At 73.9% G+C, this 22,990-nt stretch carries 19 protein-coding genes and 1 pseudogene; 11 read left to right on the forward strand and 9 right to left on the reverse strand.

The annotated features are described in order from the left end of the window. Both GTW67_RS15390 and GTW67_RS15395 read left to right on the forward strand, forming a co-directional pair. The coding region (locus GTW67_RS15390) for a S9 family peptidase (RefSeq protein ID WP_524539784.1) at nt 1–2,202 on the forward strand (2,202 nt) is incomplete at its 5' end. 70 nt (nt 2,203–2,272) lie between these two features. Further along, a pseudogene (locus tag GTW67_RS15395) lies at nt 2,273–2,589 on the forward strand (hypothetical protein); the annotation flags it as partial. Here GTW67_RS15395 and GTW67_RS15400 read toward each other — a convergent pair. Next, nucleotides 2,563–3,021, reverse strand: a complete 459-nt coding sequence (locus tag GTW67_RS15400) for a VOC family protein (protein WP_161165385.1) — start codon at nt 3,019–3,021, stop codon at nt 2,563–2,565. The pseudogene GTW67_RS15395 and the gene GTW67_RS15400 overlap by 27 nt on opposite strands. A gap of 132 nt (nt 3,022–3,153) precedes the next feature. Continuing rightward, nucleotides 3,154–3,939 (reverse strand): SDR family NAD(P)-dependent oxidoreductase, encoded by a 786-nt coding sequence (locus tag GTW67_RS15405; RefSeq protein WP_161165386.1) that lies wholly within the window; start codon nt 3,937–3,939, stop codon nt 3,154–3,156. Nucleotides 3,940–4,090: 151 nt separating this feature from the next. On the opposite strand from GTW67_RS15405, the gene GTW67_RS15410 reads away from it, so the two are divergent. Beyond that, nucleotides 4,091–4,747 (forward strand): TetR/AcrR family transcriptional regulator, encoded by a 657-nt coding sequence (locus tag GTW67_RS15410; protein WP_161165387.1) that lies wholly within the window; start codon nt 4,091–4,093, stop codon nt 4,745–4,747. A gap of 18 nt (nt 4,748–4,765) precedes the next feature. Here GTW67_RS15410 and GTW67_RS15415 read toward each other — a convergent pair whose 3' ends face one another. Both GTW67_RS15415 and GTW67_RS15420 read right to left on the reverse strand, forming a co-directional pair. Continuing rightward, entirely contained in the window at nt 4,766–4,975 is a 210-nt protein-coding gene (locus GTW67_RS15415; protein WP_161165388.1) for a hypothetical protein, read from the reverse strand. A 62-nt stretch (nt 4,976–5,037) separates the two neighbouring features. Further along, on the reverse strand, nt 5,038–6,159 hold the full coding sequence (locus GTW67_RS15420; RefSeq protein ID WP_346010662.1) for an Lrp/AsnC family transcriptional regulator: 1,122 nt from the start codon (nt 6,157–6,159) through the stop codon (nt 5,038–5,040). Nucleotides 6,160–6,368: 209 nt separating this feature from the next. On the opposite strand from GTW67_RS15420, the gene GTW67_RS15425 reads away from it, so the two are divergent. The 5 genes from GTW67_RS15425 (at nt 6,369) to GTW67_RS15445 (ending at nt 13,357) form a co-directional block, all read left to right on the forward strand. Further along, nucleotides 6,369–7,631 carry an MFS transporter gene (locus GTW67_RS15425; RefSeq protein ID WP_346010663.1) on the forward strand — a complete coding sequence of 421 codons (1,263 nt, stop codon included), beginning with the start codon at nt 6,369–6,371 and terminating at the stop codon, nt 7,629–7,631. Further along, on the forward strand, nt 7,600–8,892 hold the full coding sequence (locus GTW67_RS15430) for an amidohydrolase (protein WP_346010664.1): 1,293 nt from the start codon (nt 7,600–7,602) through the stop codon (nt 8,890–8,892). The genes GTW67_RS15425 and GTW67_RS15430 overlap by 32 nt, the downstream gene beginning before the upstream one ends. 97 nt (nt 8,893–8,989) lie before the next feature. Further along, on the forward strand, nt 8,990–10,234 hold the full coding sequence (locus GTW67_RS15435) for a hypothetical protein (protein ID WP_161165389.1): 1,245 nt from the start codon (nt 8,990–8,992) through the stop codon (nt 10,232–10,234). A gap of 138 nt (nt 10,235–10,372) precedes the next feature. Continuing rightward, nucleotides 10,373–12,193 carry a thiamine pyrophosphate-dependent enzyme gene (locus tag GTW67_RS15440; protein ID WP_161165390.1) on the forward strand — a complete coding sequence of 607 codons (1,821 nt, stop codon included), beginning with the start codon at nt 10,373–10,375 and terminating at the stop codon, nt 12,191–12,193. A 138-nt stretch (nt 12,194–12,331) separates the two neighbouring features. Then, a complete protein-coding gene (locus GTW67_RS15445; RefSeq protein ID WP_161165391.1) occupies nt 12,332–13,357 on the forward strand; it encodes a metallophosphoesterase family protein in 1,026 nt (341 codons plus the stop codon). Here the strand turns inward: GTW67_RS15445 and GTW67_RS15450 are convergent. The 5 genes from GTW67_RS15450 to GTW67_RS15470 all read right to left on the reverse strand — a co-directional run bounded on the left by GTW67_RS15450 (nt 13,335) and on the right by GTW67_RS15470 (nt 19,496). Then, the gene (locus GTW67_RS15450; protein WP_346010665.1) at nt 13,335–14,420 is read right to left on the reverse strand and encodes a class I mannose-6-phosphate isomerase; all 1,086 of its coding nucleotides are present in this window, start codon (nt 14,418–14,420) and stop codon (nt 13,335–13,337) included. The genes GTW67_RS15445 and GTW67_RS15450 overlap by 23 nt on opposite strands. Continuing rightward, nucleotides 14,417–15,256 (reverse strand): SDR family oxidoreductase, encoded by an 840-nt coding sequence (locus tag GTW67_RS15455; protein WP_161165392.1) that lies wholly within the window; start codon nt 15,254–15,256, stop codon nt 14,417–14,419. The genes GTW67_RS15450 and GTW67_RS15455 overlap by 4 nt, the downstream gene beginning before the upstream one ends. 103 nt (nt 15,257–15,359) lie before the next feature. After that, nucleotides 15,360–16,628: an ATP-binding protein gene (locus tag GTW67_RS15460; RefSeq protein ID WP_237518873.1), complete on the reverse strand. Its 1,269-nt coding sequence runs from the start codon at nt 16,626–16,628 to the stop codon at nt 15,360–15,362. A gap of 110 nt (nt 16,629–16,738) precedes the next feature. Then, complete coding sequence (locus GTW67_RS15465; RefSeq protein ID WP_161165394.1) at nt 16,739–18,232, reverse strand: extracellular catalytic domain type 1 short-chain-length polyhydroxyalkanoate depolymerase; 1,494 nt, start codon at nt 18,230–18,232, stop codon at nt 16,739–16,741. 241 nt (nt 18,233–18,473) lie between these two features. After that, nucleotides 18,474–19,496: an Lrp/AsnC family transcriptional regulator gene (locus tag GTW67_RS15470; protein WP_237518878.1), complete on the reverse strand. Its 1,023-nt coding sequence runs from the start codon at nt 19,494–19,496 to the stop codon at nt 18,474–18,476. 106 nt (nt 19,497–19,602) lie between these two features. Between GTW67_RS15470 and GTW67_RS15475 the strand changes: the two genes are divergently transcribed. From GTW67_RS15475 to GTW67_RS15485, 3 genes are all read left to right on the forward strand, one after another. After that, nucleotides 19,603–21,024 (forward strand): MFS transporter, encoded by a 1,422-nt coding sequence (locus GTW67_RS15475; RefSeq protein ID WP_346010666.1) that lies wholly within the window; start codon nt 19,603–19,605, stop codon nt 21,022–21,024. Continuing rightward, nucleotides 21,021–22,241, forward strand: coding sequence for an amidohydrolase (locus tag GTW67_RS15480; protein WP_161165396.1), 1,221 nt, complete (start codon nt 21,021–21,023; stop codon nt 22,239–22,241). The genes GTW67_RS15475 and GTW67_RS15480 overlap by 4 nt, the downstream gene beginning before the upstream one ends. A gap of 146 nt (nt 22,242–22,387) precedes the next feature. Next, nucleotides 22,388–22,858: a hypothetical protein gene (locus GTW67_RS15485; RefSeq protein WP_346010667.1), complete on the forward strand. Its 471-nt coding sequence runs from the start codon at nt 22,388–22,390 to the stop codon at nt 22,856–22,858. Nucleotides 22,859–22,990: the final 132 nt, after the last annotated feature.

Raw genomic sequence — 22,990 nt, forward strand, 5'->3', positions numbered from 1 at the left:
ACCCGGCCGGCGCCGGACGCCGCGTCGCGGGAGCGGCAGGTACCGGACGGCGTCCCCCGGCCGCCGCAGGACGCCGCCCCGGCCGGGCGGGACGCGGACGGCCGCGGTTCCCCGTACGCCGCCCCCGCGCGGGTCCCGCTGCCCGATGCCTCCGGGCCCCGTGACGCCACGACCCGGCTGACCGCTCACGGCTGCTGGTACCCCTCGGCGGACCCGGCGGGCACGCGCCTGGCGTTCATCTGCGACCGCGGAGGAGTGCCTCAGCTGTGGACCGGGCCCACCGACGGCGACGAGGTGCGGCTGCTCGACTCCGGCCCCGACCCCGTCCGCGAGGTGTCCTGGTCGCCCGACGGCCGCTGGATCGCTTACACCACGGCACCCGGCGGCGGCGAGCACCAGCGGGTGCTGTGCGTACGCCCCGACGGCACCGGCCGCCGCATCGTGGCGGGAGCGGAACCCGGCACCTCGGCCTACCTGGGCTGCTGGGCCCACGACGGGTCGGCCGTCGCGGTGACGGTGGCCGTCCCCGCCGGCGCGCCGCCCGCCCAGGACGCGGCCGGCCTCCCGGACGAGGCCGGCGGACACGTCGGCCGCCTGCCGACCGCCGGCTGGTCCGGCCGCGAGGGTACGGCCGTACTCCTCGGCACGACGGCGGTCACCGGCGAGCAGTCGGGGACCGCGCCCCCCACCGGCGGGGCCGGCACGGCGGCCCTCGGCCGAACACCCGGCCCGGCCGGCTCCGGTGACGGACTGTCCGCGTACCTGATCGACCCCGACGGCCAGGCCGCGCCGGTGCTCCTCGCCACCGAGACGGACGCGGCGACCCTGCGCGTGTGCGACCTGAGCGCCGACGGCCGGCTCGCCCTGGTGCGCCGCGGCCCGCGCGGACGACGCGAGGCGGTGGTCGTCCGCACCGCCGACCTCGCCACCACCTACGTCGTCGCGGTGGCCGACGGCGATCCGTGGATCGGCAGGTTCTCCCCCGAGGCCGACACCGTCTGGCTGCGGAGCGACGCCGGCCGGGAGTTCGCGGCACTTGTCGCGGCCGGCCTCGACGGCCGGGGCGCCCCGCGGAGCTGGTCCGTCGCGGCGGAACGCGAGGGCAGTGACCTCGAACTGCTGCGGTTCGCCCAGGACGGCCGCACCGCCGTACTGACCTGGAACGTGCTCGGCGCGAGCGAGGTGGAGATCGTCGACACGTTCCCGCCGGGTACGGACGGGGGCGTCACGGGCCCCCCGCATCCCGTGCCGCTGCCGCACGAAGTCGTCACCCGCGTCGTGCCGATGGGCCCGGGGAGGCTGGCGCTGGCCCTGTCGGGCTCCCAGCGCCGCCCGGGGGTGTGGCGGCTGGCCGAGGGCGTGTCCCTGCTGCGCACCCCGTGGTCGTCGAAGGACGAGGACGCCGTGCCCCCGGGCCGCCCGCCCGTACGGCCGGTCCCGCTGAGCCCGACCGCGCGGGACGGGCTGCGCCTGAACGGCTGGTACTACCGTGCGCCGGGCCGCGGTCCGGCGCAGCCGGCGCCCTGTGTGATCCACCTGCACGGCGGCCCGGAGGAGCAGGAACGCCCCGTCTTCAACCCGCTCTACCACGAGATCCTGGGGCGCGGGATCGACGTCTTCGCGCCCGACGTCCGCGGTTCCTCCGGCCACGGGAGGTCGTTCGTCGACGCCGACCTGGGCGCGGGCCGCTTCGCCGCGCTCGACGACATCGCGGACTGCGCCGCCCACGCCGTCCTGGCCGGACCGGCCGACCCGTCACGACTGGCCGTCATGGGCCGTTCGTACGGCGGCTACCTCACCTTCGCGTCGCTCGTCCGGCACCCCGATCTGTTCCGTACGGGGGTCGCGGTGTGCGGCATGTCGGACTTCGCGACGTTCTTCGAGGGCACCGAGCCCTGGATCGCGCAGTCCGCGGCGCACAAGTACGGCCACCCCGAGCACGACCGCGAACTGCTGCGCGCGCTCTCGCCGATGAGCCGTATCGACGCCCTGCGCGTCCCCCTGCTCGCCGTCCACGGGGAGCACGACACCAACGTCCCGCCGCGCGAGTCGGAACAGTTCGTCAGGGCCGCGCGCGAACGCGGCCACGTCGCCGAGCTGCTGACCCTGCGCGACGAGGGCCACGACTTCCTGCGCGCGGACAACAGGCGCCTGTTCCGCAGAACCGCGGCGGACTGGCTGCAACGACACCTGGGCGGCTGACCAGCCGTCATGTGAGACACAGCCGGGCGTGCCCGACCGGGAGCGACCCCCGGTTTCACGAGATCGCTACGACGGACGCCTCCAGGCGGAGTTGCGTATCGACGGCACGCCCGGCGTCCTGGCCGTCAGCGCCGATCTGCGCACCGGCAAGGTGCGTACCTCCATCGACATCCCGGCGCCCGAGCAGGGTTATCCGCTGAGCTGGGCCAAGCGGCTCGTCGAGGCCCGCGCGGAACACTGGAGCGGCTTCGCCCGGAACCGGCGGACCTGCTCCCGAGGAACGGCGACACCCGGATCACCGGCTTCCGTCTGTCCTTGTTCAAGGGCATGGGCAGCGGCCGCGGACTGACACCGGCGGTGCTACTGCGTGCCGTCCGCGGGTCGGTCGGCGAAGATGCCGTTCAGCATGCCGGTGGCCTGGCCGACCTCGATGAGGTAGCCGTCGGGGTCGCGCAGGTAGCAGCGCAGTTCCGCCTTCCTGTCCAGGGGTTCCGTGAGGAACTGGGCGCCCTTGGCTGTGGCGGCGGCGTGGAAGGTGGCGATGTCGGCCACGCGGACGTTGAGGAAGCTGGAGACCGTGTCCCCGTCCGAAGGCGGCTCCAGCGTGACGCCGGGTTTGTCGGGGGTCGGGCCGCCGCCCGGGTTCATGATGATCCAGCTGTTGGCGACCTTGACGATGGCCGGGTTCTCTTCGAGCACGACCTCCCCGCCGAGGATCTCGGCGTAGTAGCGCCGTGAGACGGCGACGTCGCGGACGGTGAGGAAGTGCGTGAGGATCAGCCCCTGTTCGGGGGCGGGCAGGTTGCCTCGTGTCGTCATCGTGGCGTCCTTCCGGGCGGCCCCCCGTCGTCGTCCCGGCCGAGTGACCCCTTTCGCCCGGGATAGGCATGGGGGCACCGGCGTCGGCCGGCGAAGGGGGGCGGGCGGACGGCCCGGGGCGACTCCGCGCGCTCAGAAGTGGGTGCCGCCGTCGATGCGTATCTCGGTGCCGGTGATGAACGCGCCGTCCTCGGAGGCGAGCATGGCGACGGCGCCGGCCACGGCCTCCGGCCCGGCGAACCCGTCCCCGAGCGCGGGAGCCAGCTTGACGAACAGGCTCCAGTCGGTGTCCTCGGGCAGACCGGGGCCCTGGCTCTGCTTGCTCTCGCCCGACCCGTCGGTCATGCCGGAGGAGATGGAGCCGGGCTGCACGGCGGTGAAGCGGATGCCCTGCTTGCCGTACTCGGCGGCCAGCGCGTGGGTCATGGACTGGATGCCGCCCTTGCTCGCCGCGTAGGCCGCCATGTACGGGTGGGCGAACATCGCCGAGGTCGAGCTGAAGTTGACCACGGCCGGGCCGTTGCCCTCCAGGAGCGCCGGGATCGCCTCGCGGATCATCAGGAACGTACCGGTCAGGTTGACCGAGATGACGCGGGTGAAGTCGGCGAGGGACGTGGCGTGGGTGTGCGAGGAACGCAGGATGCCGGCCGCGTTGACCAGGACGTCGAGGCCGCCGAGGGCGGCGAGGGCGGAGGCGACGCCCGTGCGGACGGACGCCTCGTCGGAGATGTCCAGGGGCAGCGTGGTCAGCCGCCCGGCGTCGGCGCCCGCCTTCGCATAGGTGTCCTTCAGCCCCTTCTCGCTCACGTCCGCGGCGACCACCTCGCCGCCCTCGGCGAGGAGGCGCAGCACGGTGGCCTGTCCGATGCCCGAGCCGCCGCCGGTGATCAGCGCGCGACGTCCTTCGAAGCGGTTCATGGGGTTCTCCCTCTGGTGCGCACGCGGGGCGCACCTGTGTGCGTGCGGTGGCGCGGCGTCGCCGCGCGGTGTCCACAGTACGCCTTGGTGGCACGTTTTGACATGATGGCGTGACGTGCCTGTGGGGAGTGTGGCCGCGTACGCTTCACCCATGAACCAGTTCCGGCCGTCCCGCTCCGCCTCGACCTCGCTGACCGAGCGCCGCAAGGCGGCGACGCAGCTGGACATCGCCCGTGCCGCGGCGGAGCTGTTCACCGAGAAGGGGCCCGACGGCACGACGGCGGAGGAGATCGCGGACCGGGCGGGCGTGGCCCTGCGCACCTTCTACCGGTACTTCCGCAGCAAGCAGGACGCGGTCGGGCCGCTGCTGTCGTCCGGCGGCGACCACTGGCGGGCCCTGCTCGCCGAGTCCGGCTCGCAGGTGGCGCTGGCGCAGGCCCTGGAGGCCGCCGCGGTCGCGTCCCTGTCTCCCCCGGGGCCCGCGGCGCAGGACGAGGGCCTGCGCTGGACCCGCGGACTGCTGCGCGCGGCACGGAACGATCCCGCGCTGCGGGCCGTCTGGTACCGGGTGAATCAGGAGTCGGAGGAGCAGCTGCTGCCGGTCGTCACGCGCCTGGCGGGGCCGGACCCCGATCCGCTGGAGGTGCGGCTGGTCGCCGCCGCGGCGACCGACGCGATCCGCGTCGCGCTGGAGACCTGGGCGCTGACGGACACGGAGGACGGCGTGGCCGTCTCCCCGGCGGAGCTGGTGGTGCGGTGCCTGCGGGAACTGACGGGCGGCCTGCGCCTGCTGACCGTCACGTCCTGATCCGGGCCGGTACGCGCGTCAGGTCCGGACCGTCCAGACCGCCGGGCCCCCGCCCCGCCACTCGATCAGGTCCGACGTCACCACGTCGATGTCCTCCAGACCGGCCCGGCGCAGGAACTCCTCGACGTCCCGCAGGTCGTACGCGAGGCCGAGGATCTCGCCGTCCGCACGGACCCTGCGGCCGCCGCTCGGCGACGGCCGCCCGACCACGATCAGACGCCTTGCCATGACTCCATGGTCCCCCCGCACGGTCACCGGCGCAGCTCGTCCGCTCGGCGCCGGCCCCGGGCTCAGGTCGCGGCCGGCGAGATCGGCACGTGGTCGCGGGCCCGGCCGTCGCCGTCCAGCAGCCGGCCCATGCGTTTGACCGTGCGCAGCGTGATGTTCCGTTCGCCGACGCGTATGCCGGGGTGCCGGCGCAGGATCCGCTCCTCCAGGGCCTCGCAGTCCCCGGGAGAGCGCAGCCACACGGACAGCAGCAGGTTGTCCGAGCCGGTGACGGACGAGCACAGCCGGGTCTCGGGCAGCCCGGCCAGCGCCTTCGCGGTCGCCTCCGTCCCGGGGCCGGGGACGGTGAGGCGGAAGGTGGCGATGACCGGCCAGCCGGCCAGCCGCTGGGTCAGGTCGCAGCGGAAGTAGACCTCGCCGCCGGCGATCATGCGCCGCAGTCGCCGGCGCACCGTGGTCTCGGTCAGGTCGCACACGCGGGCCAGCTCCGCGTGGCCGCGGCGGGCGTCGACGCCGAGGGCGAGCAGCAGTCTGTGGTCGCTCTCGTGCGGGCCGGTGCGCCGGCTCGGACGGCCGGGGCCCGTTCCCCCGCCGCCGAGGTCCGAGCGCTGGCGTGCGTTGAGCGTGTGCACGAGCCAGCCGCTGCCCTCCCGGTGCACCGCGGTGCAGACGCTCAGCCGCACCGAGCGCACACCGGCCAGGCCGCCCAGCCGGCGGACGGCGAAGTCGTCCAGGGACGGCAGGTCGCGGGCGGCCACGCTGAGGAACAACTGGTGTTCCCCCGTGGTGCGTTCCAGGCTGAACACCGGCCCCCAGGACTGGAGGAGCGTGGTCAGCGGTTCCACGGCGCCCGCGTCGCAGGCGAGGTCGACATAGCCGATCACCGAGGTGTGCTGCGCCGGATACGCCGTCATCCAGGCCACGCCGCTGCCGGTGAGCCGCCGCCAGCGGCGGGCCGCGGTGGTGGCGTCGATGCCGATGACGGCGCCGATCCGGGACCAGGGTGCCCGCGGGTCCAGCTGGAGGGCCTCGACCAACGCCAGATCGGTCTCGCTCAGTTCGGTGATCTCGTCGGCGAGGACGGGGAGGACGGGGAGGACGGGAAGGACCGCGGGAGTGGCGGGGGCGAGCGGGGCCGGCCCCGGACCGGCGGGCGGCTGGGACGCGGTGTCGGTGGACGGCACGCGCGCCATCATGTCAGCGCGGACGGCGCAACTGAAGACCGTTGGGCCCGCCGCCGCCCGCCGCTCCCGCCGGGCGGCGGCGGTGCCGGTTCGGCGGTTTCCGGCGTGGTGGCCCCTCTGACGCCGGATTCCTGCGATGTGGGGGTGCTGAACGGCGGCCGGTGCAGGGTGTGCGCCAAGCGTCGCCTCAGGGAGTGGGAGGCCCTCCTGTGCACCGGACCACTCGGACCACCGCGGTCCTGCTCTTCGTCGCCTGGGCCGTCGACTACATCGACCGTCAGGTGATCAATCTGGCTCTGCCGTCGATCGGTGAGACCTTCGGCCTCACCCATGGCGAGCGGGGCATGCTGCTGTCGGCGTTCTTCGTCACGTATGCCTTCACCCAGATCCCCGCCGGTCTGATCGCCGGCCGTTTCGGCGGTGTCCGGGTGATGTCCGTGGCCCTCGTCCTGTGGTCGGTCTTCACCGGTCTCACGGCGGTCGCCTGGTCGTTCGCGGCACTGCTGTTCTTCCGCTGCCTCTTCGGCGTGGCCCAGGGCCTGTTCCCGGCGGCGGCCCTCGAGGCGCTCAGCCGCCGCAGCGTTCCGGCGCAGCGGCTCACGGCCAACGGCTGGATCCAGAGTTCCAACGCGGTCGGCGGGCTCCTGGCGGCCGTGCTGGGCGGGCTGCTGCTGGCGCAGTGGGACTGGCGGGTGATGTTCGGCGTCGTCTCGGTGCTGGGGCTCGCGGTGGTCGCCGCGCTGCGGCGCTGGCTGCCCGGCCCCCTGCCCGAGGAGCAGACCGGCCCCGTACTGAAGAGCGCGGGCCCGGGCGCGAAGAGCCTGCTGCGCTCCCCGGTGATCTGGGGTTTCGCGGTGATGTTCTTCGCGTACGACACCGTGGTCTGGGGGCTGAACAGCTGGAGCGCTTCCTACCTGATGGAGGAGCGCGGCCTGCGGGTGAGCGACGCGGGTCTGGTGTCCCTGGGCCCCACCCTGCTCGCGGCGGTCGCCGCCGTCGTCGGCGGGCGCCTGTCCGACCGGTTCGAGGGACGGCCCCGGCGCATCGTCGTACCGGCCATGTGTGCCGCGGCCGTCCTGCTCGTCCTGCTGCCGACGACCACCTCGCTGGCCGGGTTCGTGGCGGTCGCCACCCTCATCAGCGCGGTGGTGGGCCTGTGCTACATGCCCTGCTTCTCGGTCCCGCTGCGCAGTCTGCCGCCCGGCCTGACCGGTGTCGCCTCCGGCGTCGTCCTCTTCGGCGGGCAGCTCTCCGGGATCGTCGTGCCGACCCTCTTCGGCCATGTCGTCGACGCCTTCTCCTACCGCGTCGCCTTCTGGTCGCTGGCCGTCGGCCCCGCCCTGGCCGTCGCCGCCGTGCTCTGCGTCCCGCAGACCACCGACCGTTTCCTGGCGCGTCTCGGCGCCGCCGTCGACCACAGCCCCGCGAAGGAGGACGACAGTGACACGTCCGCAGCTCCCCGTTCCGCCTGAGAACGCCCTGACCGCCGGCCTCGCGGCCCACCTGCCGCACTGGGAGGACGTCTACCGCGACCTGCACTCCCACCCCGAACTCGCCTTCGAGGAACACCGCACCGCGGCCGTCGTCGCGAGGGAGCTGGACCGCGTCGGCGGCTGGGAGGTCACGCAGAAGGTCGGCGGGACCGGTGTGGTGGCCGTACTGCGCAACGGCGACGGCCCCGTGGTGTGGCTCAGGGCGGACATGGACGCCCTGCCCGTGCGGGAGGAGACGGGTCTGGAGTACGCCTCCGTCGAGGCGGGCCTCATGCACGCCTGCGGTCACGACGTGCACGTGGCCGCGCTCCTGGCGGCCTGCCGGCAGCTCGCCGCGCGTTGCGAGGCGTGGCAGGGGACCGTGGTGGCCGTCTTCCAGCCGGCGGAGGAGGTGGGCCGCGGCGCGCGGGCCATGCTGGACGACGGTGTCCTGGACCGCTTCCCGCGACCTGGGGTGGTGCTGGGGCAGCACGTGGGCCCGCTGCCCGCCGGTGTGGTGATCACCAGGCCGGGCACGGTCATGGCGGCGGCGGACAGCATCGACATCACCCTGCACGGTGCGGGCGCGCACGCGTCGGCGCCCCACCTCGCCACCGACCCCGTCGTGATGGCGGCGGCGGTGGTCATGCGGTTGCAGACCCTCTCGGCCCGGATGGCACCGCTGTCGCCGTCCCCCCTCCTGACCGTCGGTGCCCTCCACTCCGGGACGGTGCCCAACGTCATTCCCCACCTCGCCGAACTGCGGTGCAGTCTGCGGACGTTCGACGAGCAGACCCGCGAGCAGGCACTCACCGACCTCCGGCGCATCGTGTGCGCGGAGGCGGACGCCCAGGGTGCCACCCGCGCACCGGAGGTGCGGACGTACGACTCCTTCGCGCTGACGGTCAACGACGCGGAGGCCACCGCGCGCGTCCTGGCGGCCCTGGACGGCGAGGGGGTGCTGACCCGTGTCCTGCCCGCGCCGCTCTCCGCCAGCGAGGACTTCGGCCGGTTCGGGGAGGCGGCCGGCTGTCCGTCGGTCATGTTCCACTTCGGCGGTGCCGCGCCGGAGGACTTCGGTGCCGAGGCCGTCGCCGCCCTGGAGCGCGGCACGCTACCGCCGGGCACCGTCATGAACCACTCCCCGCGCTATGCGCCGTCCGACCGCCACGCCGTCGCCTCGGGTGCGCGCCATCTGCTGACCGTCGCCGGTTCGTGGCTGGGACGCGACGGCGCCGACGGACGGCCGGAACCGAGGTGAGCGACGCCGCCGGGCCGCGCCCCCGTACCGGCGCCGGTCACCCCTCCCCCACCGGGCCGGCCGGACATGCCTCGGCCGGCCGACGAAAGGACCGTTCATGAAACCCTGGAAGCCCCTCCTCCTCGCCGCCTCTCTCGCCGTGGCGACGGCGGTGCCCGCCGCCGCCACGCCCTCGGGCTCCCCGGCGCCCACGACGCCCGACTGCGCCTGGCACCCCCTGGGCTACCGGACGTCCAACGTCGCCTACCCGGACACCAACTCCCAGTACTGGCTTCTGCACTACACCGTGCAGAAGGGCCTCACCCTCACCCTCGACGGCCGCTACCCGGACGCCCGTTACGCGTCGTTCGCCACCTACGACGCCACCCGCGGCAGCTTCACCGGCCCCGACGGCGCCGACTCCGTGCTGACGGACCACCTGATCGCCGCCGACCGGGGCAGCCGCAATCCGTACCGGGAGGACGCCCGCCCCGGCGGCAAGTTCACCGTCACCGTCGCGCAGCGGACCGCCGGCCGGCCCAACACCCTGCCGCTCGCGCCCGCGGACGCGCCCGAAGGGGCCGAGGGCACGCTGATCTACCGGGTCTACCTTCCGCACGGGACGATCCGGCTGCCGAAGGTCACCTTCCAGCGCGACGGCCGGCCCGTGCACGTCGCGACCTGCGCCGACGCCCAGACCGCACCCGCACCCGCACCCGCTCCCGCCCCGGCCCCGGCCGCACCCGCGCCGCAGCCGGCCGCGCCCGCTCCCGCACCGCCCGCCTTCGCCCGGCAGGGCGGCGCGGGGCTCTATCCCAACCCGGACAACGCCTACCTGGCGACGGGCTTCGAGGCACCGCCCGCCGGGCAGGTCCTCGTCGTCCGGGGCAAGGCGCCCACGGCGACCGCCGGCCACCGCGCACGGCCCTGGCCTGACCCGGCCGCCCAGGTCAGGTACTGGTCGATGTGCGACAACCTGTGGTGGGGACCGGGCGAGGTCGTCGCCAACCCCCTGCCCGACGGCACGGTGGACCCCGGCTGCCGAGCCGACTCCGACACGCGTCTCACCGCCGACGGCGGCTACACCTACGTCATCGGCACCGAGGAGCAGCGCCCGGTCGTCGACGCCGTCCCCGGCGCCACCTTCCTGCCCCTGTCCACGGCGACGCCGACCGCCAAGCACCTGCTGATCCTGCGGAACATGGTGGCCGCCCCCGGCTTCGAGCAGGCGATCCAACGGGTGCCCGCGGGCAGCGGCCCGGAACGGACGGCCCAGGTTCTGGGCGACTACTACCCGCGCACGGCGTACTGCGACCTGGCCACGCTGACCGCCTCCGGACCGGACGCCTGCCCGGTCTCCTAGCCCGGTCTCCCGGCCGAAGCGCGCCGTTGTGGTGAACCCGGGGCGCGCGGACGTAAAGGCAGGGGCGACGTGGCATCTAGCACCGGAGGAGCGTCGCCCCGCGGCCGGGGAGACGGAACCAAAGGTGAGGATCTGCGCGTGAGTGATCGGTCTGCGGCGGACGACGGTACGAAGACCACCTCCGACCTGGTGGTGGAGCGGCTGCTGGAGTGGGGCGTCGACACCTGCTTCGGCATCTGCGGGGACCAGGTCAACGGCTTCTTCGAGGCACTGCGCACGCATCCGCGGATGCGCTTCGTGCATGTGCGTCACGAGGAGAACGCCGCGTTGGCCTGCGTGGGCTACGCCAAGTTCACCGGGCGGCCCGCGGCGTGCGTGGCCACCGCGGGCCCCGGTGCGGTGCATCTGCTCAACGGCCTGTACGACGCCCGCGTGGACGGCGCGCCGGTGATCGCGATCACCGGCCTGTCGTATCACGACACCGTCGGCGCGCACTTCCTCCAGGATCTGCCCTCCGACCGGCTGCTGGAGCATGCGTGCATGTTCTCGGAGCGTGTCATGGGGCCCGCCCACGCCGTGGCGGCCACGGACCTGGCGGTGCGCAGCGCCCTGATGAACCGCACCCCCTCCCACCTGGCCATTCCGATCGACGTCCAGTCCTTCACGCTGGACCAGGACACGGCCTCGCCGAAGAACGTGCCCGGTCATCTGTCGCTGGCGCCGCAGCCGTTCATCGTGCTGCCGCCCGAGGAGCAGCTGCGTCGGGCCGCCGAGGTGCTGAACGGGTGCGAGCGGGTCGCCATCTGCGCCGGGGCCGGGGCCCGGGGTGCCGGTGATCTGCTCGAACAGGTGGCGGACGTGCTGGGCGCGCCGATCGTCAAGGCGGGGCTGGGCAAGGACTGCGTGCCCGACGACAGCCCGTACACCACCGGCGGCATGGGGCTGATCGGCACGCGCGCCTCCCACGAGGCGTTCGAGAACTGCGACGGCTTCCTCGTCGTGGGCTCCTCCACCCCGTACTACGAGTTCTGGCCCAAGCCGGGACAGGCCCGCGGGGTGCAGATCGATCTCAACGCCGACCGGATCGCGATGCGCTACCCCGTCGAGGTGGGTCTGGTGGGGCACGCCGACGCCGTCCTGGAGCGCCTGCTGCCGCTGCTGCGGCGCAAGGAGGACCGGTCGTTCCTGGAGCGGGCGCAGGACACCTACCGGCGCTGGTGGGAGCTCATCGGCGAGCAGGCCGCGGGGTCCGGCACCCCGATGCGGCCGCAGGTGGTGACCTGGGAACTGTCCAAGGCGCTGCCGGACGGGGCGATCGTGACGGGGGACGCGGGCACCGTGACCGCCTGGGGCGGCCGGCTGCGGCTCCGCAAGGGGATGCAGTACTCCTTCTCCGGCACCCTGTGCACCATGGGCTCCGCCCTGCCCTACGCCATCGGCGCCCAGCTCGCCCACCCCGGCCGCCCGGTCGTCGCCTTCATGGGCGACGGGGCGCTGAGCATGGGTCTGGGCGAGCTGGCCACCCTCGCCCAGTACGACCTGCCCGTCAAGGTCGTCGTGCTGCGGAACAACTCCCTCGCCCTGGAGGTCTGGGAGCAGACCGCCCTGCTGGGCAACCCGCAGATGGGATGCGAACTCCACCCCGTCGACTTCACCGCGGTCGCCCGCGCGTGCGGCCTGCGGGCCTTCCGGATCAGCGAACCCGGCGAGGCCGCGGCCGTGTTCGCCGAGGCCATGGCCGCGGAGGGCCCGTGCCTCGTCGAAGCGATCACGGACCCCTACGAAGCGCCCTTCGGCGAGAGTCTGCAACCCACCCACGCGCAGCACATCGCGCAGGCCTTCGGCAAGGGCGAGCCGGCCGCCTCCGCCATGGCGGACAACCTCCTCGAACCCGACCGCGTCGCCCTCTCCCCGGCCTTGCAGCAGCACCACGACGCCCTGGCCCAGTACCGCAGGTGACACGACACGGCCGCCCGGCCCGCCGGCCGTGTTCATGCCCGGTACACGGGCATGTTGGGGGCAGGTGGGACGGAGTGCACCCGGGACGGTGATCTTGGTGCTCCGTACCCCCGCACCCGCACGGACACGGAGTCGCAGATGCACCGCAGATCCCTCCTCGCCGCCACCGGAGGTGCCCTGGTGACCGCCGCCGGCACCGCACAGGCACATGCCGCTCCGGCCGGTTCGCCCGATCCGCTCGGGCAGCGGCGCGGGCAGGACGTCGTACGGTTCAACGTCATCAGCGACATCCAGGGAGACCTGAGCGACTTCGGCCGCGCCCTGGACGACATGGCGGCCGTCAACCCGCGCAGCGCGGGCCTCGCCGTCGCCGGCGACATCACCCCGCGCGGCTACGACTTCGAGTACGCCCAGGTCACCGCCGAACTCGGGCGCCACTCGCATCCGTCGCGGGTGGCCTGGGCCATCGGCAACCACGAGTTCTACGTGCCGAAGTGGCGCGATCCGGACACCCTGTCCCAGGCGACCTGGCCCAACGGCACCACCGAGGACTCCCTCTTCCGCAGCTTCTACCGCTTCGCCGGGCGGGGCCGCGTGTACGCGGAGACGTCCTTCGGCGGCGTCCCCGTCCTCAGCCTCGGCACCGAGCGCTACGCGCACTTCCACGACCCGAAGCTCTGGGACGAGGTGTGGATCGGCGACGAGCAGTTCGCGTGGCTGGAGGACCGTCTGTGGTACTGGTCGCGCCGGCGGCGTCCGGTCATGGTGATCACCCACCACCCGCTGCCCAACACGGTCTCCGGTACGCGCAACAAGCTCTACGCGAGCGACTACCTCCAGGCCGACCGGCTCCTGGGCGTGCTCGGCCGCCACCCCGACGTGTTCCTGTTCTCCGGTCACACCCACTGGGACCTGGACCTCTCCGACTGGGTGGTGCGCCGCGTCGTGCCCGGCACCGCGAACCTCAGCGGGTTCACCGTCGTCAACACGGGCGCGATCCAGACCGGTTACCGGGACAACGGCACGGGCGGCGAGGTGGCCGTCGACGGCTCCTTCAACCAGGGCCTCCAGGTCGAGGTGCACCGGAACGCCGTCGTCGTCAAGGCCCGTGACTTCGCCCGCGGCACCTGGCTGAAGGAGATCACCGTGCCGCTGGCACGCTGAGGACGGAGTCGATCACCTGAGACGGGTAGCCGGCGTCCCGCAGGGGTCCCCGGACGTCGCGGGCGAGGTCGGGCAGGTAGCCGAACAGGACGTCGGCCGGTCCGGTGATCTCGACCTCGCCGCACACGGCGGGCAGCAGGAGCGTCTCCGCCCGGCCGAGCTCCTCGCTCCACCCGCCCGTCCGCACCCGCACCGGGGCGCCGACGTTGGACAGGATCTGCGCGGTGGCGAACGAGTGGCGCAACGGCTCCGCGGTCCCGGCTCGCCAGCGTTCGAGGGCGAAGTACGGGCCCGCGCACAGGAAGACCCGCTCCACGCCGTCCCCCACGGCGACACTCAGCCCGGGTGTGAAGTCCGGTCTGGTCGTGAGGTCGGCCTGCCGCATCAGCATGTCGAGGTGGGAGGCGAACTCCTCGTCGCTCACCGGGGAGCCGTCCTCCATGTTCCAGTGCATCGCGTGCTGCTGGATGTCGGACGTCTGCTCGATCTCGTAGACCAGTGTGTCGGGTCCGAAGCTGTGCAGGGTGCCGCCGGGTACGTAGAGGGTCTCCCCCGCCCGCACCGGCAGGCGGCGCAGTACGGCGTCGAAGTCCTGTGCCTCCAGTGCGGCGCGCAACCGGTCTGCCGTGACCCCGGCCTTGACGCCGCACAGGGCGGTCGCGCCGGGGGCGGCCGCCAGGATGTGCCAGGCCTCGGTCTTGCCGTTGGGCTGCCCCTCCAGTCGGCGGGCCCTCTCGTCGTCGGCGTGCAGGTGCACGGGCAGGGTGCCGGTGGCGTCGATGAACTTGGTCAGGACGGGGAAGTAGCTGCCGGACCATCCGGCGCCCATCAGTTCCTCGGGGTGGTCGTGGACCACCTGGCGCAGGGACCGGCCGGCCAGGGGCCCGGCGGTGACCACGCTGCCGCTGCCGTCGACGTCGCTGCACTCCCAGGTCTCGGCGATGCCCCAGTCCGGGAGGCCGGTCTTGCCCAGGTGGCGGGCGATGGCCTGGCCGCCGAACACCAGCGGCTTCGCCGTGACCGTCAGGCGCAGCGGGTACAGGTGCGGCCCGCGGGAGGTCACAGGATCGGCTGCCCGCCGGTGACCGCGATGCGGGCGCCCGACACGTAGCTGGCCTCGTCCGAGGCGAGCAGGACGTAGACCGGCGCCAGTTCGGCCGGCTGGCCCGGCCGTCCGAGCGGCACCTGCGACCCGAAGGTCTCCACCTGCTCCGCGGGCATGGTCGCGGGAATGAGCGGTGTCCAGATGGGGCCCGGAGCCACACTGTTGGCGCGGATGCCCTTCGGGGCGAGCAACTGGGACAGGGAGCCGACCATGTTGGCGATCCCCGCCTTGGTGACGTTGTACGGGAGCAGTTGCGGCGGCGGGCTGTCGGAGTTGACGGAGGTGCTGCCGATGATGGCCGCTCCGGGCCGCATGTGCGGGACGGCGGCCTTGGCCAGGTGGAAGAAGGCGCTGATGTTGACGGCCAGCGTGTGGTCCCACTCCTCGTCGGGGATCTCCTCCAGGGAGTCGCGCGTCATCTGGTAGGCGGCGTTGTTGACCAGCACGTCGATCCTGCCGAACTCCTCGACGGCCCTGTCGACGATCGCCCGGCAGTGCGCCGGGTCGGCCACGTCACCGGGTACCAGCACGCACGCACGGCCCGCTTCCCGCACCCACCGCTGTGTCTCCTCGGCGTCCTCGTGCTCGTCGAGGTAGGAGATCAGGACGTCGGCGCCCTCCCGGGCGTAGGCGATCGCGACCGCCCGCCCGATCCCGCTGTCGCCGCCCGTGATCACCGCGGCCTTGCCGGCCAGCCGCCCGGAGCCGCGGTAACTCTCCTCGCCGTGGTCCGGCCGGGGATCCATCGCGGAGGTGACACCGGGAGGGGTCTGCTGCTGGCGGGGCTGGGACATCGGGACTCCTGCCGTGTCACGGGGCGGAACGGTCGTCGCCTGGCTTCCCTCCATGCTGACCCGCCGGCCGGCAACCCGCTACGGGAGAGCGGGCGCGCCGGTGTCAGCTCCCGTCGGCCACCCGCTCCGGCCCGGTGAAGCGGGCGACGAACACGCTGCGGCCGTCGGTCGCCTCCTGCGTCTGGATGCACAGGGTGATCTCGACCAGGCCGCCGTCGCGGTGCAGGGCCGGCATGGTCACCGGGCGGCCGAGGATGCGCGGATGGCCGGTGAGCAGCAGGGAGGTGAAGGCGGCGACGTGCCGCTCCCGCAGGTGTTCCGGGATGATCGTGATGATCCGCCGGCCGATGAGGTCCTGGGCGGGCCAGCCCAGCAGCCGTGCCGCCGCCGCGTTCACGGCGATGATCCTGTTGCCGTCGTCGGCGGCGATCGCGGGCGTGCTGCCGGCCTGGAGCCGGCTGGGGTCCCAGGGCGCCAGCTCGGGGGGTGTGGTGCTGGGCTCGCGGGCGACCTGTGTCCACGCCGTGGGCGCCTGTCCGGCGAGCTGGCCGGTGACCTGCCCGAGGAGCCAGCGGGTGGCGGCACGGATCTGCGGCAGGGCCGGCCGGGTCAGCAACTTCCCCTGACGGGCCGTTTCCTGGGCCGTTTCGAGGACGCGGCCCAGGGTGAGTACGGCGTCCCGGGCATCGGCGGGGACCTTCAGGCGCATCGTGTACAGGTCCCCGTGGCTGCTCTCCTCCGACGCGGAGGCCAGGGCGGCGTCGATGAGGTGGTTGGCGTCGTGCGCGGTCAGCAGGTCCGCCGGCGGGGCCTCGGACAGGTCGTCGGCGAACGCCGCGAGCAGGCATTCGCGCAGCAGTGCTCCGCGGTGCTGCTGGGCCGCCTCCTGGAGTGCGCCCGGCGAGTCGACCAGCTCCACGGTCGCCGTCGCGGTGGCGGGCCGGTCGGGGACGCTCCACCCCGATGCCGGTGGCTCCGGGGTGTCGGGCCACAGTTCGAACCAGACCGTCTTCTGGTCCTCGCCGACGAGAACGCCGTGGTTCGAGGCCAGTTCCTCGACCATGGCCAGGCCCCGTCCGGTACCGGAGTACGCCGTGCCGCCACGGTGGGGCACCAGGACCCGGTTCGGTTCATCGTCGCTGACGTGGACGTGCACGCGTCCGTCCGCGGCCCAGGCGCGCACCTCCACGTCGGTGTGGGCGTGCACCACCGCGTTGGTCACCAGTTCGCTGACCAGCAGCTGCGCGGTGTCCGCCGCGTCCGGAGACACTCCGTCCAGCACCTCGCGGACGAACCGCCGGGCCTCCGCGGCGCTCTGCGGGCGCGGAGGCAGCCTGCGTACCGGCGTGCTCACCGGGCCAGGGACCGTCATGCGGCCAGTCTGCCCGCGACGGCGGTCCCGGCCTCCACGGTGATCCCCCATCCGGGGTCGTGGACGGGCGGCGGCGCCGGCTTCGTCCGGCCGTGTGTCAGGCCGTCAGGTCAGGCCGAGCAGCCGGCGTCGGCGAGCACGTAGTAGCCGGGGGCGGTCTGCTTGAGCGTGTGTACGGTGAACGTGTTCCACAGGCCCATGGACTGGCCGGAGCCGTTGGCGTAGGTGTGGCCGCCGCTCTGGTAGGCGCGTCCGGCCGTCGTGTGGCTGTAGTTGCTGGCCGTGTGGCACGTGGGCGTGTACCCGGTGGTGGTCGCGGTCACGGCGGCGGAGACGGTGCCTGCGGCGCCCTCCGGGTCCACGGCCGCCACCGTGTAGGCGTACGTCGTCCCGGTGGCCAGGCCGCTGTCGGTGTAGGCCGTCGACGTGGTGGTGCCGACCTTCGTTCCGCCGCGGTGGACGGTGTACGACGCCGCGCCGGGCACCGCGTTCCAGCTCAGGGAGGCGGTGGTGTCGGTGGTGCCGGTCACCGTCAGCGCCGTGGGCGCCGGCAGGGCGCCGGTGCCGGGGTCCTGGCCGCCGCCGTCGAGGCCCCAGAAGCGGGCGGTGTGGTAGCTGGAGCAGATGGTGTCGAGATAGTAGGTGCCGGCGTTGCCGCACTGCTCGGCGCCGCTGCCCGGGTCGACGGCGAGCCCGTGGGCCATGCCGGAGATGGAGTAGACCGCGACGGCGGGCCGTCCGGAGGCGTCGTCGTAGACGCTCAGTGTGGTGCCGCCGCTCAGGCTCTCGGTGCGGGTGGGTGTCTGGCCGATGCCCCACACGTTCGTCCACTGGTCGCGCAGCTCGGTGGCGTTGGCGGGCACGACGGTGGTGTCGGCGGTGCCCTGCCAGATCGCGACGCGCGGCCAGTTCGTGGTGCCCGCGGGGGCGGCGGAGCGCACCAGGTCGCCCCACTGGGCGGGGGTCTTGTCCGGCGGGCTGTACATGCAGCCGTACGCCGCGGTCAGGGCGGTGGCGCAGCGGGCGGGCAGCCCGGAGTCGACGGCGCCGCCCGCGAACACGTCGGGGTAGGCGGCGAGCATGTCGGCGGTCATGCCGCCGCCTGCGGACAGGCCGGTGATGTAGACCCGCTGGGTGTCGCTGCCGTACTGCGTGACGGCCTTGTCGACCATCTGCTTGATGGACAGTGCCTCGCCCTGGCCGCGGGTGATGTCGCCGGACTCGAACCAGTTGAAGCAGGAGTTGCTGTTGTTCGCGCTGCTCGTCTGCGGGAGGACCAGCGCGAAGCCGTAGCGGTCGGCGAACTTGGGCCAGCCCGAGTTCGCGTAGTAGTCGTTGGCGCTCTGCGTGCAGCCGTGCAGGGCGACCACCAGCGGGGCGCCCGTGGGCAGGGCGTCGGGCTTGTAGGTGTACATGGACAGGTTGCCGGGGTTGGTGCCGAAGCCGGTGACCTGGGTGAGCCCCGCTGCGGACGCCTGCGGGCTGACGGCGACCAGTCCGCCGGTGAGGACCAGGGCCCCCGTGGCGGCGGCGAGCCAGCGGCGGATGCCTCCGACGAGGCGACGGCCCCTCTGGGTGGGGGACGGAAGGTGCGACGGTCCCATGACGACTGCCTTCTGTTGTGGCCGACTCGGTGCGCGCCGGGGCCGGGTGGGGCCGGCAACCGGTGTGGCGTGCATCATGCGGCCACGGCCACGGGCGTCGGCATGTGCGGGACAGCCAGCGTTGGCCGCGGCCCTGTATGACGGGCATCCATGGCCGCGTTCACCACCGGCGCTGTATGGGAGACACATGGACCCGCGTGGCCAACGGGAGCCTGCGGACGGCCCGTTGACCGCCTCCGGCTCACCACACCTGGATCGCCTGGGTTCCCGTACGGCAGCCGTCGGCGTCCAGGAGGTGGCCCATGCGTTTGACCGTGCGGACGCCGATGACCCGGTCGGCGATCTCCAGGGACGGCAGGCGTTCGCACATGACCGTCTCGCGCTGCTGGACGGCTCCGATGTCCGGCAGCCAGTAGGTGGCCAGCACATTGGTCGTTCCGGTGACGGCGGCGACGAGCCGGCAGCCGGGGAGGGTGGCCAGCGTGCGGTGCAGCGCGTTGACGTCCTTGGCCGGTGCCCGGCAGCGGAAGGTCACCGCGACCGGCAGCCCGACCAGGGACGGAGCCATGTCGCAGCGGAACGCGACCGTCCCCGAGCGGGTGAGCCGGCCGAGCCGTCGCCGGACGGTCGCGGCGCTCGTCCCCACCCGCTGGGCCAGGTCCGCCAGCGTCAGGCGCCCGTCGAGGGCCAGCAGAGCGAGCAGCTCGCGGTCGATGGCGTCGAGCGCGCCCACAGGCGGTGCGGTGTCCCGGTCCGCCGGCACCGGCCTGCCGAGCTCGGAGAGCTGGGCCGAGTCCAGGGAGCCCAGCCGCCATCTGCTGCCCTCCGTGTACAGCGACGTGGCGAACAGGCACTCCACCCGGGTCACCCCGGGCAGCCGGGCCAGCCGCTCGCCCACGAAGCGGTGCAGGGCGGCCAGGTCCGGGGCCAGCACGTCCAGCAGCAGGTCGGCGGCGCCCGGCGCGGTGAGTTCGACGGTCACCGCCTCGCCCAGCCCGGCGATCCGGTCGGCCAGCCGCTCCCGGTCCGCGGGCCGGCAGCCGAGGAGGACGAACGCCGTGCTCCGGGTGCGGGAGAAGGACGGGCCGGGGACGGCCGACAGCCAGGCGAGCCCCTGCTCGGTGAGCCGCTCCCAGCGGCGGGCCAGCGTCACCGCCGCGACGCCCAGTGAGGGGGCGAGTTCGGCCCAGGTGGCACGGGGCCGGATCTGGAGCGCGTGCACGAGTGCGAGGTCCAGCTCCGTGGCTGTGCCCGAATCCTTCATCACGGCCGGGCCTCCCGTACGCTTTCCGCCGAGTCGGCGGCCTGTTCGTCCAGCGCTCGCACTGTAGTCACCATGTCGTTTCCAGCCAAGGGAAGAGGGTGACACAGTGCCGGATGCCATCGGGCGCAACCGGGGCCTGCTCGCGACGATGACGGTGATCGTGGTGTGCAGCGGCGTCGTCCAGGGCTACCTGACGCCGCTGCTGCCCGTGGTGGGCCGCCACGTCGGACTGGGCGGCGTGGGACAGAGCAACCTCTACCTGGTGTCGCAGCTCGCGTTCGCCGTGCTGACCCCGCTGCTGTCGCGCTGGGGCGACATCTGGGGCCACCGGCGGCTGCTGCGGATCGCCGTCGCCATGGTGGCCGCGGGCTCCCTGCTGATCGCCCTGAGGCCGACGACCGCCACGCTCGCGCTCGGCATGACGTTGCAGAGCGCCGTCGTCGGCTTCTTCCCGCTGCTGGCCGGAATCCTGCGGTCCCGTGCCCCGGAGCACGGCCGCCTCGGGATGTCGGTGCTCGTCGGCGCGCTGCTGCTGTCCATCGGCACCGGCGGCTTCGTCGCCGGCTCGCTGAGCGAGGAGCACGCGCTGGCGGGGCTGTGGACCGCGGTCCCGTTCGGGCTGATGGCCCTGGTCGCGGCGTTCGTCCTGCCCGCCGGCTCCGCCGCGCGCGCCGGCCGGTTCAACGCCCCGGCCGCGGTGCTGCTGACCCTCGGCCTGGGCGCCCTGGTCCTGGTGCTGACGGAGGGCGGCTCCTGGGGGTGGGCCTCGGCGTCCTCGCTGCTCACCGGTGCCGCCGCCGTGGTCCTCCTCGTCGCGTGGATCCGCGTCGAACGCTCGGCGGACCATCCGCTGGTCGACCTCGCTCTGCTGCGCAATCCGCGGCTGGCCGTGGTCAGCGCCCACACGTTCTGCGCCGCGTTCGGCGCGATCGGCTTCCTCGGCGCGAACGCGATCTTCCTGGGCGCGGAGCCGGACGACGCGGGCTACGGGATGGGGCTGGGGTCGCGGGCGATCTCGCTGGTGTCCCTGGCGATGGTCGTCGCGGGCTTCGGCGGCTCCACGGCGACGCCCCGGCTGGCCCGGCTGGTCGGCGACCGGGCGACCCTCGTCGCCGGCGGCGGCGTCGGCGCGGCGGGCTTCGTCTGCCTGATGCTGTTCCACGGTTCCCTGCCGCAGTACCTCGTGGGGGCGCTGCTGGTGGGCGCCTCGACGGGGATGTTCGAGGCGGTCACCCGCACCCTGTCGGTCGAGGTCGTCGACGCGTCGGAGACGGCCCTGTCCGTCGGCCTCAACGAACTCGCGCTCTCCCTCGGGGCGGCGATCGGCGCGGCGCTCATCGGCGCCCTGTTCGCCGGGCATCCCGCGTCCGGCGGCGGTGTCGCGGGGGCCGGATACCTGTGGGCGTGGGGAATGTGCGCGGCGGTCGCGCTGGGCGGGGCGCTGCTCGGCCTGCTGTTCCGCGGCGGGTCCGCGCCCTCCGCCGTCCCACGCGCCCCGCGACTCGCACCCAAGGAGGAGGCGGCATGACGCACGCCCGACGAGAACAGTCCCTGCCGGCCGTGCGCGAGGACGCCTTCGCCGCCGCCGCGGACGCCGTCCGCTCCTGGGGCGACGCCCTGACCGGGCTGAGCCACAGTCTGCACGCGGAGCCCGAGACGGCGCTGCGGGAGCACAGGTCGGCCGCCAAGGTCGCGGACCTCCTCACGGACGCCGGTTTCCGGGTGACGCGGGGAGCGGCGGGGCTGCCGACGGCTCTGGTCGCCACCTACGGCAGCGGTGACCTGGTGGTGTGCCTGTGCGCCGAGTACGACGCGCTGCCGGGCATCGGGCACGCCTGCGGGCACAACGTCAACGGGGCAGCGGCCGTGGGAGCCGCCCTCGGTCTGGCGGCGGTCGCCGACGCCGTCGGGGTCACGGTGAAGCTGGTGGGCACGCCGGCCGAGGAGGACATGGGCGGGAAGGTGACGCTGCTGGAGGCCGGGGTGTTCGACGACGCCGCCGCGGCGATGATGGTGCACGCCGCCCCGGAGGACTCGGTCGGTGCCTCGTCGCTCGCCGTGGGCGCCTGGGACGTCACCTACCGCGGTGCGCCGGCCCACGCCGCCCTCGCGCCCTGGCAGGGTGTGAACGCCCTCGACGCCGTCACGCTGGCCCACACGGCGGTCGGCATGCTGCGCCAGCAGTTGCCGCCGGGGACGCTGGTCCACGACGTGGTCCTGGAGGCCGGGCACACGGTCAACGTCATCCCGGAACTCGCCCGTGCGCGCTACGAGATCCGGGCCCGCACCACCGGGGACCTCGCGGACGCCCGGCGCCGTGTGCGGGCCTGCCTGGAAGCGGGCGCGCTGGCCACCGGAGCGGAGCTGGAACTCGTGCCGCACGGGCACGACTTCGCCGACCTGCGCCAGGACGCGTTCCTCACCTCGGCCTACGGGGAGGCGGCGCGGGCGCTCGGCCGGGACCCGGTGGACCGGCACGGTGAGCCGATGGCCTCCACCGACATGGGCAACGTGTCCCACCTCGTCCCGTCGATCCACCCCTGCATCGGGTACGACACCGGGGGCGCCGTCCAGCACACCGCGGACTTCGCCCGCCACGGCACCGGTGCCGGCGCCGACCGCGCCGTTCTGGACGGCGCGACCGCCCTGGCCCGGGTCGGGGTGCAGCTGGCCACCGACCCCGTGCAGCGGGATCTCTTCCTGCGCGGCGTGGCCCGTCGCCGGGCGGCGGCCTCGGCGGGGTGACACCGGCAGCGGGTCCGTCATGTGCGGGAGCCGCGACCGCGGTTCCCGCACATGTCCGGTCGGGCGGCGACCGGGACACGTACGGCGGTGACGACGGGGCATACGGGATCCCGAGCCTCGAACGTCGCCGACCAGTGGGAGCCCTCGTGCCGCCGACTCTGCACACCGTCCGCGCGTGTGGCGCGGTCGCCGTCCTGCTTCTCGCAAGCGCCGGTTACGCCGCCACCTTTCACCCCTTCCTGGCCCTGCCCGGCCTGCTCGGCGCGGCCCTCTTCGCCTGCTGTGCCGCCGACGCGCGTGCGGAGTACCAGCGGTGGCGGAGCACCCGGGCACGGCGGGCCGAGCGGAGCGCCCGGCCCCGCCCGGCGGGACCGCTCACCGCTCCGGCGCCGTGCTGCGCGTTCTGGCGGTCCTCGGGCGCGCTCGCGCACGGGCCGGAGTGCACCCGGTCCGCGGCGGCCGCCCGCGCGTCCGTCGACGACTGCTGCGAGCGGTGGTGGACCTCGCTGGGCGACCTGCACGACGCGTCCTGCCGGCGGGGTGCCGACGCGTCGCCGGCTTCGCGCCGGGGCACCGCACCGTCGCCCCGGGGCCCGAACGGGAACGACGACCGCTGACACTACGGCCGGGCGGCCGCCGCGGTGAAACCCGCTCGACCCGGCCGCCCTCCGGCGGGGATGCTTCGGGCATGGAGTTCCTCTGCTACCACCGCGACCGGCCCGGCTCCGTCGCGCTGCGCGACGAGTTGA

Origin of the sequence: Streptomyces sp. SID5910, from assembly GCF_009862125.1 — a bacterium.
GTDB lineage: Bacteria > Actinomycetota > Actinomycetes > Streptomycetales > Streptomycetaceae > Streptomyces.

Coding starts and splice junctions, on each gene's coding strand:
- GTW67_RS15400 (WP_161165385.1), bottom strand. CDS start 3,021: ATGACGACACGAGGCAACCTGCCCGCCCCCGAACAGGGGCTGATCCTC.
- GTW67_RS15405 (WP_161165386.1), bottom strand. CDS start 3,939: ATGAACCGCTTCGAAGGACGTCGCGCGCTGATCACCGGCGGCGGCTCG.
- GTW67_RS15410 (WP_161165387.1), top strand. CDS start 4,091: ATGAACCAGTTCCGGCCGTCCCGCTCCGCCTCGACCTCGCTGACCGAG.
- GTW67_RS15415 (WP_161165388.1), bottom strand. CDS start 4,975: ATGGCAAGGCGTCTGATCGTGGTCGGGCGGCCGTCGCCGAGCGGCGGC.
- GTW67_RS15435 (WP_161165389.1), top strand. CDS start 8,990: ATGAAACCCTGGAAGCCCCTCCTCCTCGCCGCCTCTCTCGCCGTGGCG.
- GTW67_RS15445 (WP_161165391.1), top strand. CDS start 12,332: ATGCACCGCAGATCCCTCCTCGCCGCCACCGGAGGTGCCCTGGTGACC.
- GTW67_RS15455 (WP_161165392.1), bottom strand. CDS start 15,256: ATGTCCCAGCCCCGCCAGCAGCAGACCCCTCCCGGTGTCACCTCCGCG.
- GTW67_RS15460 (WP_237518873.1), bottom strand. CDS start 16,628: ATGACGGTCCCTGGCCCGGTGAGCACGCCGGTACGCAGGCTGCCTCCG.
- GTW67_RS15465 (WP_161165394.1), bottom strand. CDS start 18,232: ATGGGACCGTCGCACCTTCCGTCCCCCACCCAGAGGGGCCGTCGCCTC.
- GTW67_RS15470 (WP_237518878.1), bottom strand. CDS start 19,496: ATGAAGGATTCGGGCACAGCCACGGAGCTGGACCTCGCACTCGTGCAC.
- GTW67_RS15480 (WP_161165396.1), top strand. CDS start 21,021: ATGACGCACGCCCGACGAGAACAGTCCCTGCCGGCCGTGCGCGAGGAC.